Annotated in this window: 11 protein-coding genes; 10 read left to right on the forward strand and 1 reads right to left on the reverse strand. The window is 57.9% G+C overall.

The annotated features are described in order from the left end of the window. Nucleotides 1-37 precede the first annotated feature (37 nt). The 3 genes from lon (at nt 38) to QVZ43_RS04025 (ending at nt 4298) form a co-directional block, all read left to right on the forward strand. Nucleotides 38-2488: an endopeptidase La gene (gene lon, locus QVZ43_RS04015; RefSeq protein WP_302908966.1), complete on the forward strand. Its 2451-nt coding sequence runs from the start codon at nt 38-40 to the stop codon at nt 2486-2488. Nucleotides 2489-2651: 163 nt separating this feature from the next. After that, nucleotides 2652-3896, forward strand: a complete 1245-nt coding sequence (locus QVZ43_RS04020) for a PQQ-dependent sugar dehydrogenase (RefSeq protein ID WP_263283094.1) — start codon at nt 2652-2654, stop codon at nt 3894-3896. A gap of 57 nt (nt 3897-3953) precedes the next feature. After that, nucleotides 3954-4298: a c-type cytochrome gene (locus QVZ43_RS04025; RefSeq protein WP_223794519.1), complete on the forward strand. Its 345-nt coding sequence runs from the start codon at nt 3954-3956 to the stop codon at nt 4296-4298. Between the two features lie 22 nt (nt 4299-4320). Here QVZ43_RS04025 and QVZ43_RS04030 read toward each other — a convergent pair whose 3' ends face one another. Continuing rightward, nucleotides 4321-4821, reverse strand: coding sequence for a MarR family winged helix-turn-helix transcriptional regulator (locus QVZ43_RS04030; RefSeq protein WP_223794520.1), 501 nt, complete (start codon nt 4819-4821; stop codon nt 4321-4323). A 322-nt stretch (nt 4822-5143) separates the two neighbouring features. Between QVZ43_RS04030 and QVZ43_RS04035 the strand changes: the two genes are divergently transcribed. The 7 genes from QVZ43_RS04035 to QVZ43_RS04065 all read left to right on the forward strand — a co-directional run bounded on the left by QVZ43_RS04035 (nt 5144) and on the right by QVZ43_RS04065 (nt 11966). Beyond that, a complete protein-coding gene (locus QVZ43_RS04035) occupies nt 5144-6136 on the forward strand; it encodes a tetratricopeptide repeat protein (protein WP_302908967.1) in 993 nt (330 codons plus the stop codon). Nucleotides 6137-6287: 151 nt separating this feature from the next. Further along, nucleotides 6288-7400 carry a branched-chain amino acid ABC transporter substrate-binding protein gene (locus tag QVZ43_RS04040; protein ID WP_302908968.1) on the forward strand — a complete coding sequence of 371 codons (1113 nt, stop codon included), beginning with the start codon at nt 6288-6290 and terminating at the stop codon, nt 7398-7400. Between the two features lie 162 nt (nt 7401-7562). Beyond that, on the forward strand, nt 7563-8486 hold the full coding sequence (gene livH / locus QVZ43_RS04045; protein ID WP_302908969.1) for a high-affinity branched-chain amino acid ABC transporter permease LivH: 924 nt from the start codon (nt 7563-7565) through the stop codon (nt 8484-8486). Beyond that, a complete protein-coding gene (locus tag QVZ43_RS04050) occupies nt 8486-9760 on the forward strand; it encodes a high-affinity branched-chain amino acid ABC transporter permease LivM (protein WP_302908970.1) in 1275 nt (424 codons plus the stop codon). The genes livH and QVZ43_RS04050 overlap by 1 nt, the downstream gene beginning before the upstream one ends. Before the next feature lie 6 nt (nt 9761-9766). Then, nucleotides 9767-10522: a high-affinity branched-chain amino acid ABC transporter ATP-binding protein LivG gene (gene livG / locus QVZ43_RS04055; protein ID WP_223794524.1), complete on the forward strand. Its 756-nt coding sequence runs from the start codon at nt 9767-9769 to the stop codon at nt 10520-10522. A gap of 9 nt (nt 10523-10531) precedes the next feature. Beyond that, a complete protein-coding gene (locus QVZ43_RS04060) occupies nt 10532-11233 on the forward strand; it encodes an ABC transporter ATP-binding protein (RefSeq protein WP_223794525.1) in 702 nt (233 codons plus the stop codon). Nucleotides 11234-11501: 268 nt separating this feature from the next. After that, nucleotides 11502-11966, forward strand: a complete 465-nt coding sequence (locus QVZ43_RS04065) for a DUF3015 domain-containing protein (protein WP_223794526.1) — start codon at nt 11502-11504, stop codon at nt 11964-11966. Nucleotides 11967-11985 lie beyond the last annotated feature (19 nt).

An 11985-nucleotide genomic window follows, 5' to 3' on the forward strand; every position in this document is an offset into this window, starting at 1 on the left:
CCCCGATTTCACGCTTTCCGGACGGATATCGCACAGCATGAATGACGAAAACCGCAAAGACAAAATCGAGGAACTCGAAGAAGACATCACCGAATACATCGGCAAGGATGAGCATAGCAAGGGCCTGGCACTGTCGCAGCAGATGATGCCCCGGCGCATGTACGTCCTGCCGGTCTCCAACCGTCCCTTCTTCCCTGCCCAGGTGCAACCGATCATGGTGAACCAGAACCCCTGGCAGGAAACCCTCAAGCGGGTTGGCGAAACCGACCATCGGGTACTGGGCATTTGCTTTGTCGACCATCAGGAAGTGGAAGACGACATCCCCGCCAGCGATGAACTGGAAACCTTTGGCTGCGCGGTTCGCGTCCACCACGCCCAGCAGGAAAACGGCAAGGTTCAGTTTATTGCCCAGGGCCTGCAGCGTTTTCGCATTGTCCAGTGGCTGCGCCGGAAACCACCCTACCTGGTGGAAGTGGAATACCCCTCCGAACCGGAGGAAGATGCCGATGAACTGAAGGCCTATACCCTGGCCATTATCAGCGCCATCAAGGAGTTGCTGCGCAGCAATCCGCTGTACGGCGAAGAGGTCAAACAGTACCTGTCCCGCTTCGGCCCCGATGACAGTTCCCCTCTGGCCGACTTCGGAGCCTCGATGACCAGCGCACCCGGCCATGAACTGCAGGATGTCCTGAACACTCTGCCACTGGTCCGGCGCATGGAGAAAGTCCTGCTGCTGATGCGCAAGGAGCAGGAGGTTGCACGCCTGCAGTCGGAAATCAGTGAAGAGGTCAACGCCAAGGTCCAGAAACATCAGCGGGAGTTCTTCCTGAAGGAACAGCTGAAAGTCATCCAGCGTGAACTGGGCATGGCCAAGGACGACAAGACTGCCGACATCGAACGCTTTGAAGAGCGCATGTCGGAACTGAACCCGCCGGAACAGGTGAGGGAGCGCTTCGCGGAGGAAGTGCAGAAACTGCAGGTGCTGGAACAGGGGTCCCCGGAATACGGTGTGACCCGCAACTATCTGGACTGGCTGACCCAGGTCCCCTGGGGCGTGCATTCCGAAGACCACTTTGACCTGCCAGAAGCACGCCGCGTTCTTGATCGGGACCACGACGGTCTGGAAGATGTGAAAGCCCGGATTATCGAATTCCTGGCGGAAGGTACTTTCAAGGGCGAGATCAGTGGCTCCATCCTGTTACTGGTGGGCCCGCCAGGCGTCGGCAAAACCTCCATCGGCCACTCGGTGGCCGACGCGCTCGGCCGGAAATTTTACCGGTTCAGCGTCGGCGGCATGCGCGACGAGGCGGAAATCAAGGGGCACCGTCGCACCTACATTGGCGCCATGCCGGGCAAGTTCGTCCAGGCACTGAAAGACAGCGGTGTATCCAATCCGGTGATCATGCTGGATGAAATCGACAAGATCGGCGCCTCCTACCAGGGCGATCCGGCCTCCGCCCTGCTGGAAACCCTGGACCCGGAACAGAACAGCGACTTCCTGGATCATTACCTGGACGTTCGCATGGACCTGTCGAAGGTTCTGTTTATCTGCACCGCCAACCAACTGGACACCATTCCCCGGCCTCTGCTGGACCGGATGGACGTCATTCGGCTGTCCGGTTACATCACCGAAGAAAAGCTGGCAATTGCCAAGCACCACTTGCTGCCACGACTGCTGAAACGGGCAGGCCTGCTGAAAAAGCAGATCAACATCACCGATGCTGCCATCAAACAGGTGATCGAAGGCTACGCGCGGGAAGCCGGCGTTCGGAATCTGGAGAAACTGCTGCACAAGATCATTCGCAAGGGTATTGTGAAGCTGCTTGAAGATCCCGACACCCCGGTGCGGGTTGGCGTCTCTAGCCTGCCGGAGTACCTTGGCCAGCCAGCGTTCAAGAAAGAAAAAGCCCTGAAGGGTACCGGCGTGGTCACTGGTCTGGCCTGGACCGCCATGGGCGGCGCCACACTGAGCATCGAAGCATCACGAATTCACGCCAGCCAGCGCGGCTTCAAGCTGACCGGCCAGCTCGGGGATGTGATGCGGGAATCGGCAGAAATTGCCTACAGCTTTATCTCCTCGAACCTAAAGCAGTTCAAGGGGGATCCGATGTTTTTCGACGAGTCCTTTGTGCACCTGCACGTACCGGAGGGGGCTACCCCCAAGGACGGCCCAAGCGCCGGCATCACCATGGCCACAGCCCTGCTGTCCATCGCTCGCAAGGAGCCGCCGCAGCAGAACATCGCCATGACCGGCGAACTGACGCTAACGGGGCAAGTGCTACCGGTGGGAGGCATTCGGGAAAAGGTGATTGCCGCCCGGCGCCAGAAAATCACCAACCTGATCCTGCCGGAGGCGAACCGGGGAGACTTTGAAGAGCTGCCGGACTACCTCAAGGAAGGCCTGACGGTGAATTTTGCCAGGCATTACAATGACGTGTTCCAGGTCTGCTTCGCCAACAAACCCCGCAAGGGCTCAAGCGTTCACTGAGAAACTGGTCCTACCAGTGAGCGGCCTCCTTGACGCTCACTGGGCCGCTGTCTTTACTGCCACTGAACCAGTGTTCAAAAAGCAATCAGCGGAGAACGTTCCGATTCTCCGCCCCGATTCGTGGACCAAGGAGCGGAAAACAATGAACAAGAAAGCCCCTGTGATGTGCCTGGCTGCGAGCGTTGCAGCCATCTCGTTCGCCCATGCCCAGTCTGATGAAACGCTTAAAAAGTTGGGAAGTTTCAAGACTACCGGGAAGGCCGAATTTACAGTCATTGACCAGCAGAGCGACAGCGCTGACGCCATCCGGAAAACCCTGGAAAAAATCACCCTGCCCAAGGGCTTCGAAATTACCCTGTATGCGCTGGTGCCCGATGCCCGCCACATGGCCGTCGGCCCCCAGGGCGTTGTCACCTTTGTCGGAACCCGGAAAACTGAGGTCTGGGCTGTCACCGACCGGGACAAAGACCGGGTTGCGGATGATGTAAAGAACTTTGCACCATCGCTTGCAAAGTCGGTCCCCAACGGCCCCTGCTTCTCACCGGACGGAGTTCTTTATATCGCCGAGCAGAACCGGGTACTGGCCTACCCGGCCGCCGAATTTTTCTATGAGGGCGGGGACGTTGTGGCTTCGGAAGTGATTCCCGGTGGCGAATTGATTCCCGAGGAGTTTGTCAGTTACAACCACACCGCCCGGGTCTGCGATGTCGGTCCCGATGGCAAACTCTATATCTCCCTGGGCCAACCCTACAACGTCCCACCGAAGGAGCATATGGAGACGTTCAATGAGGTGGGTATAGGCGGCATCATCCGGGTCAACCAGGACGGCACCGAACGGGAAGTGTACACCCGCGGCGTCCGGAATTCGGTGGGCCACGACTTCAACCCGACCACAGGCGAGCTGTGGTTTACCGACAACCAAGTCGATGGTATGGGTGACGACATCCCACCGGGTGAGATCAACCGCCAGACTGCCATGGGCCAGAATTTTGGCTTCCCATGGTACGGCGGCGGTGACGTTCGCACCAACGAATACAAGGATGAGGAAGTGCCGGGCGACGTGGTATTCCCGGTGTCCGAAACCGTCGCCCACGCTGCCGACCTGGGTATGATTTTCTACCGGGGCAACATGTTTCCGAAGAAATACCAGGGCGGGATCTTTTCAGCCCAACACGGCTCCTGGAACCGCACCACCCCCATCGGCGCCCGGGTCATGTTTACCCCGGTTGATGCGGACGGCAATATTGCCGGGGAAACCGTTCCCTTCGCCGAGGGCTGGCTGGATGAAAACGGCGAATACCTGGGTCGCCCGGTCGATGTAGCCCAACTTAAAGACGGGTCACTGTTGGTCTCCGACGACCTGGCCGGCGCCGTTTATCGAATCGCCTACACCGGCTCAGGCTCCTGAGTCATGCCTGCCCAGTGCCGGAGAGCAGAACGCTCTCCGGCAAACCGGAGACTCTGCATGTCGAAAGCATTCAGAACAGCCCTTGAACGGGCGCTGGTGCCAGCGTTACTGCTATCCGCCGTGTCCCTTCCGGTCTATTCGGCCGATCCCGAGGCCGGACGTAAACTCGCAGCGCAATGCAAAACCTGCCACGGCCTGGACGGCATCGCGACCATTCCCATCGCGCCCAACCTCGCGGGCGAAAGTCAGATCTATATACAGAATCAGCTGAAAGCCTTCCGCAGCGGCAAACGGGAACATGAAATGATGACAGTCGTCGCCCGGGACCTGACCGATCAGCAGATTGCCGACGTGGCGGCGTGGTATGAATCGATCGAAGTCACTGCGAAACTGCCAGAGTAACCGTCAGGTACGATACCCGCCCTCAGGATTTGGACTCCGATTTCCAGCCGTCCTCCCGCAGTACCGGCCCGACGTGCAGCACGGGTGAGGCGTCGATCTCATCGGCGTCCATCATGTTCGCCACTCGCTGCAACGACGCCAGAATCATGGTCTGCTCCCACTCGTCCAGGCTCTGAAACTTCTTGATGAACTCTTCCTGGAGCGGGTTTGGCGCCTTGGCAAGCAGGTCGGCCCCGTCCTCGGTCAGATGGGCATGCACTTTGCGCTTATCCTGGGTACTGCGAACCCGGTACACCAGCTTGCGGTGCTCCAGCCGATCCAGAATCGTGGTCACGGTAGCCTGGCTCAAACTCACCTTGTCGGCGATGGTTCCGATCGTCACTTCGCCGAGGTCACGTATGGTCCGCATAATCAAAAGTTGAGGGCCAGTCAGCCCGTTGTGCTTGCTCAGCCGCTTGGAGTGAAGATCCGTCGCCCGGATAACACGCCTAAGCGCTACCAGCACCTGCTCGTAATTGTTCACAGAATCGCTCCGATCTGGGGCAAGCGCCCCTGATTGATATGGACCGGAGGCTGAGGGCGACTTCGAGTACACGGTCTTGCTACTCGCCATCTGCTTTGGCCTCGTTCCGATGGTCAAACACTTTCATCCGGGAAATATCGGTTTATTTATACCACTAATTATTAGAGGGCTCTACACCACCAAATGCAAGTCGCTAATTGCCCTAACCATCTGACCCCCGGCTGATTACAAGATGCAGCCCTTTTTTCCAACCGCCACTATGCTAAGGTCAGCAACTTTTTCAAAAACCTGTAAAGCAACCCGTAAACGTGGAACGCTATTCATGATCTGCCGACAGCTCCTCCTGCATTCCCTTTCTTCCCAATCCGTTGCGTCCCGCCTGCGTTTCGGACGCCCGCTGGCCCGGATCGCGGCGATGATCACACTGATGCTGGCATTCAGCGCTCAGATCCACGCACAGGGCACAGACACCGCACCACCGGGGAAAAAAGACATCATGGAAGAGGATATTGCCGCCGCACTGGCGGACCTCGAAGAGCCCATGTACACGCCCTTTATCGAGCTTTACCTGCTTGAAGAAACCAAGGCCCTGCGCAAGGAAATGCAAACCACCCGCGCCGAACTGATCGAAAAGGTGGTGGACAAGGAACTGTCTGTGGCGGACAAGACTATGTCTTACGCCACCGACACGGTCACCTACTTCTTCTACCTGATTGCCGGCGCCAGTTCGATTCTGGTTGTCATCGGCTGGAACTCCATCCGCGACATGCGGGCTCAGCTCACCAGCCTGGCAGAAAAGCGGGTGAACGAACTGGTCGTGGTCTACGAAAAGCGCCTCAAGGACATCGAAGAACAGCTCCAGCAGAAGTCTGACATTATTAACCAGAACCAGTTCGAGATTGAACGTACCAATGAAATTCACTCCCTGTGGCTGAAAGCCAGTCAGGAAACCTCCCACCAGAACAAGATTTCTGCCTACGACCAGATTCTGGATCTGCGCCCGGACGATGTGGAAGCACTCAGCTACAAGGCCGATGCTGTTCTGGAAATGCAGGAACCCCTGTGGGCCATCAGCCTGTGTCAACGCGCCCTGAAGCTGGATCCGGACAACGGCCACGCCCTGTATCAGCTGGCCTGCGCCAATGCCGAAATTGGCCGCTGGGAAGACGCCGTGGCCACGTTACAAAAAGCAATAGACATTTCCGAAGCTTACAGAGACGATGCCTCGGTCGACCTGAGTTTCGAGCAGCTGCGGGAGCATGACAGCTTCCGCACACTGGTCTTTCCGGATAAGGAAGAAAGCTCGGACACCTGATTCAGACATCGTAAAAAAACGTGACTTTTTCTCGGCCGGGCATCCCCGCCACTGCTGCAGTGGCCGGTGCCTTGACAAGCCCGCAGCTGTGGTGTTTGTTTAACTCGCTGAGAACAAAAGAATAACCCTGAAAAGAAACAGGAAGGATCCAATGAAAACGTCAGTTAAAAAGCTAGTGACTGCTGTAAGCACTTCCGTTGCCCTGATGGCCGCGGGCAACGCCGCTGCAGAAATCCAGATCGGTATCGCCGGCCCGATGACCGGTCCGGTTGCCCAGTATGGTGACATGCAGTTCTCCGGTGCCCGCATGGCGATCGAGCAAATCAACGCCAACGGCGGCGTGATGGGCGAGCAGCTGGTTGCCGTTGAATACGACGACGTGTGCGACCCGAAGCAGGCCGTAACCGTGGCCAACAGCATGGTGAATGATGGCGTTCAGTTCGTTGTCGGCCACCTGTGCTCAAGCTCCACCCAGCCCGCGTCTGACATCTACGAAGACGAAGGCATCCTGATGGTTACCCCGGCTTCCACCAGCCCGGACATCACCGAGCGCGGCTATGAGCTGGTGTTCCGCACCATCGGCCTGGACAGCATGCAGGGCCCGGTTGCCGCCAACTACCTGGCCAGCCTGAACCCTGAGCGCGTTGCCATCGTTCACGACAAGCAGCAGTATGGTGAAGGTATTGCGACCGCCGTTCGCGACACGCTGGAAGCCAAAGGCGTCGAGATCGCCATGTTCGAAGGCATCACTGCCGGCGACAAGGACTTCTCCTCCCTGGTCACCAAGATGAAGCAGGCCGACGTGGACTTCGTTTACTACGGCGGTTACCACCCGGAGCTTGGCCTGATTCTGCGCCAGGCCGGTCAGGCTGGCCTCGACGCCCGCTTCATGGGTCCTGAAGGTGTCGGTAACAAGGACATCAACACCATTGCCGGCGAAGCCGCTGAAGGCCTGCTGGTGACCCTGCCACCGAGCTTCGACAAGAAGGCTGAGAACCAGGCGCTGGTGAAGGCGTTCCAGGACAAGGGTGAAGATCCGTCCGGCCCGTTCGTACTGACCTCGTACGCAGCAGTCCAGCTGGTCGTCGACGGCATCAAGCAGGCTGAGTCCACCGATCCGTTTGAAGTGGCCCAGGCTCTGCGCAGCGGCAGCTTCGAAACGCCGATCGGTACCGTTCAGTACGACGAAGCCGGTGACCTGCAGTCTTTTGAGTTTGTTGTTTACGAATGGCATTCAGACGGCAGCAAAACTCCGGTAAACTAAGCCGGAACCGTTAACTAACGGTAATCCAAAGAGCACCTTCTCGCCATGCCCCGGGAGAAGGTGTTTTTCTTGGCTATCAAGCTTTTTTCCGCCCCCGGCCGGATGTTCCGTACCGGGGGCGAAATTTAGCAGAGAGCGGGCATTCAGAGAGTTCCAAAAACCATGCAAGACCTCTTGTATTTCTTTCAACAACTTATAAATGGGCTAACGATCGGAAGCACCTACGCCCTGATTGCCATCGGCTACACGATGGTTTACGGAATCATCGGAATGATTAACTTCGCCCACGGTGAGATCTACATGATCGGCGCCTACACCGCGCTGATCGCGATCACCGGGCTGGCGACACTGGGTATCGCCTGGCTACCCCTGATACTGATTGTTGCGCTGGTGTGCGCAATGATTGTATCGAGTTCCATGGGCTGGGCCGTTGAACGGGTCGCCTATCGCCCTGTGCGTGGCCGGCACCGACTCATACCACTGATCTCGGCCATCGGTATGTCGATCTTCCTGCAGAACTACGTACACCTGGCACAGGGTTCCCGGAACATCGGCTTCCCATCGCTGATTCAGGGCGGTTTCACCTTCGGTTCCGAAGGCTCTTTCCAGATGTCTCTGTCCTACATGCAGATTACGATCTTCATCACCACGCTGATCTGTATGACCGCGTTGTCTCTGTTCATTTCCCGCTCCCGCATTGGTCGGGCCTGTCGCGCCGTCTCCCAGGATCTGGGCATGGCCAACCTGCTGGGCATTGATACCAACCGCATCATTTCCGCCACCTTCGTTATTGGTGCGGCGCTGGCAGCGGTCGCGGGTCTCCTGCTGGGCATGTACTACGGCTCTATCGACCCGCTGTTCGGTTTTATTGCCGGCCTTAAAGCCTTCACTGCAGCGGTGCTGGGCGGCATCGGCAGTATTCCTGGCGCCATGCTCGGCGGTCTGATTCTGGGTGTTGCCGAGAGCATGACCTCCGGCTACCTCAGTGGCGAGTACAAGGACGTGGTCTCCTTTGGCCTGCTGATCCTGATTTTGCTGTTCAAGCCCACCGGCCTGCTTGGCAAACCGGAGGTTGAGAAAATCTGATGCCTGCTCAAAATTTCAAACACGCGCTGTTTTGCGCGGTGATCACGCTGATCATTGCCTATCCCATTCTTGGTCTGAACCTCGAAGCCCAGGGCATTAACGTAACCCTGACCGGCGCCGACACCTTTACCATTGTCAGCGTGTTTCTGGCCGCCGTCGTGGTATTCCTGTTCCAGCTGTTCCGCGACAACATCATGGGGAGCCTCCAGGGCGTAATGTCCGGCCTGAGTTCCGGCACTCAAAAGGAGCCGATGGCGGAGAACAAGCGCGCCAAGATCGAGTCCTGGGTGCTGACCGGCATCGTGGTTCTTGCCCTGTTCTGGCCGTTCTTTGTCTCACGAGGCGCCGTTGACCTGGCTACCCTGGTACTCATCTATGTGATGCTGGCCCTGGGCCTGAACGTGGTTGTGGGCCTCGCCGGCCTGCTGGACCTTGGGTACGTGGCCTTCTACGCAGTGGGCGCCTATACCTTCGCATTGCTGTCCCAGTACACCGGCATTTCCTTCTGGGTGTCGCTGCCCCTGGGTGCCCTGCTGGCCGCGCTGTTCGGGCTGGTGCTCGGATTCCCGGTCCTGCGACTCCGCGGGGATTATCTGGCGATCGTGACCCTGGGTTTTGGTGAAATCATCCGGATCCTGCTGAACAACTGGACCAGCCTGACTGGCGGCCCGAACGGTATTGGCGGCATTCCGGATCCCACACTGTTCGGCATGGAGTTCGGTCGCCGAGTGAAGGAAGAGGGCAACACCTCCTTCCACGAGACCTTCGGTATTGCCTACAGTGGCGAGCACAAAGTAATCTTTCTGTACCTGATTGCCCTGGTGCTGGCGGTCTTCACGGCTCTCGTCATCCGCCGCTTCATGCGCATGCCCGTGGGCCGTGCCTGGGAAGCCCTTCGGGAAGACGAAATCGCTGCCCGCTCTCTGGGCCTGAGCCGCACCGCTGTCAAGCTGTCCGCGTTCACCATCGGCGCTTTCTTTGCCGGTTTCGCCGGTACCGTGTTCGCCTCCAAGCAAGGCTTTATCAGCCCGGAATCGTTCGTATTCCTCGAGTCCGCCATCATCCTGGCGATCGTGGTACTGGGCGGCATGGGTTCACAGATCGGTGTGGTACTGGCCGCAATTGCCGTGACCATCCTCCCTGAACTGGCCCGTGAATTCTCCGAATACCGCATGCTGGTGTTCGGTGCCGCCATGGTACTGATGATGGTTTGGCGTCCGCAGGGACTCATGCCCATGCGCCGCATTCACATTGAACTCAACAAGCAGGATTAACGGACGATGCTAGACGTAAAGAATCTGTCCATGCGCTTTGGCGGCCTGCTGGCTGTAGATCAAGTGTCTCTGGACGTAAAAGAACGGGAAATTGTTTCCGTCATCGGCCCCAACGGGGCCGGTAAAACCACGGTATTTAACTGCATCAGCGGTTTCTACAAGCCCACCGGAGGCACCATCAGCTTCCAGGGCGAGGAAGTGCAAGGAAAGCCGGATTACCAGATTTCACGGTTGGGCATGGTGCGAACCTTCCAGCACGTGCGCCTGTTCAACCAGATGACGGTAGTGGAGAACCTGCTGGTTGCCCAGCACCGGCACCTGAATACCAACCTGATTGCCGGCCTGCTGAAAACGCCGGGCTACCGGGACCGGGAGCAAAAGGCCCTGGACCGTGCTGCTTACTGGCTGGACCGCGTAGGCCTTCTGGAACTCGCTAACCGGGAAGCCGGCAACCTCGCGTATGGCCAGCAGCGCCGGCTGGAAATCGCCCGCTGCATGGTGACCGAGCCCAACCTGCTGATGCTCGACGAGCCGGCAGCAGGTCTCAATCCGGCGGAAACCAAGGATCTCAACCAGCTGATTGTAAGCTTGAAAGAAGATTACTGCGTTTCCGTGCTGTTGATTGAGCACGATATGAGTCTGGTCATGGATATTTCCGACCGCATCAACGTAATCAACCAGGGTCGTCCTCTTGCCAGCGGAACTCCGGACGAGATCCGCCAGAACGACGACGTGATCAAAGCTTACCTGGGTGAGGCCTGAGGAAATCCAATGCTAGTACTAGAAAATGTCCATACCCACTACGGTAAGATCGAGGCGCTGCATGGCGTCTCGGTTGAGGTCAACAAAGGTGAGATTGTCTCCCTGATTGGTGCCAACGGCGCCGGTAAGACCACCCTGCTGATGACGGTTTGCGGCACCCCCCAGGCCACATCCGGCCGGGTGATCCTGGAAGGCCGGGATATTACCCATGAGCCCACCTCGCAGATCATGCGTTCCGGCATTGCCATCGTGCCTGAAGGCCGCCGCATCTTCTCGGGCCTGACGGTGGAAGAAAACCTTCACATGGGGGGCTTCTTCAACACCAAGGCGGAGATTCGCAAGAGCCAGGATCATGTGTACGAACTGTTCCCGCGCCTGAAGGAACGGGAGAGCCAGCGCGCAGGCACCATGTCCGGCGGTGAGCAACAGATGCTGGCCATCGGCCGCGCCCTGATGAGCAAGCCGCGCATGATCATCCTGGACGAGCCCTCGCTGGGCCTTGCCCCGATCGTGATCAAGCAGATTTTCGAGATCATCGGCCACCTGCGCGACGAGGGGATCACCGTCTTCCTGGTCGAACAGAACGCTCACCAGGCGCTCAACCTGGCGGACCGTGGCTATGTGCTCGAAACCGGCAAGATCCGCCTGCACGACACCGGCAAGAACCTTTTGGCCAACCCGGAAGTGCAAAATGCCTATCTCGGCGGCTGATGAATGAATCATCAGTATCCTGAAGCCGGCGCATGGTTCCATGCGCCGGCTTTTGTGTTTTTAAACACGACACAAACTCCCCTCCCCGATTTTTTCAGGAGAAATCAATTACTCACACCGCTTTCCGCTTGCACTTTCGGGTTTTGAACTATACTCAGACGAACGGTAATCCTGTCTCCGCACAAACCAGTCAGGGCCGTTTCCGCAATGCAGCGCCCGATTCCGGGCCTCCATGCGTTGACCGCGCAACCACACAAAGGAGTGGATAATGAAAAAACTGATTGCAGGTGCAGTTCTTCTGGGTGCTTCGTCTCTCGCATTTGCTCAGCCGGGCTGTGGCGTTGGCGCCATGATCTGGAAGGGCCAGTCCGGGGCGGCCCCGCACATTCTAGCGGCGACCACCAACGGCACTTTCGGTAACCAGACGCTGGGTATGACCACCGGCACGCTGGGTTGCGACACCGATCAGTCTGTACAATCCATGGCGTTGTTCATGGACAACAACATCGACAAGGTCGCCCGCGACATGTCCCGCGGCAGTGGTGAAAATCTCGACACAATGGCGGTCCTGCTTGGTGTAGATCCGGCCGATCGAGACGCCTTCCGCAAGGTGCTGCAGGATAACTTCGCCACCATCTTCCCCAACTCAGACACCACGTCCGGTGAAGCGGTTGACGCCATCGTTGCCGTACTGGAAAAGGACAAGACCCTGAGCAAGTACGTCTCGGCTTAATGTCGATGATCTAAGGAAT

The sequence above is a fragment of the Marinobacter suaedae genome, assembly GCF_030519635.1.
GTDB lineage: Bacteria > Pseudomonadota > Gammaproteobacteria > Pseudomonadales > Oleiphilaceae > Marinobacter > Marinobacter suaedae.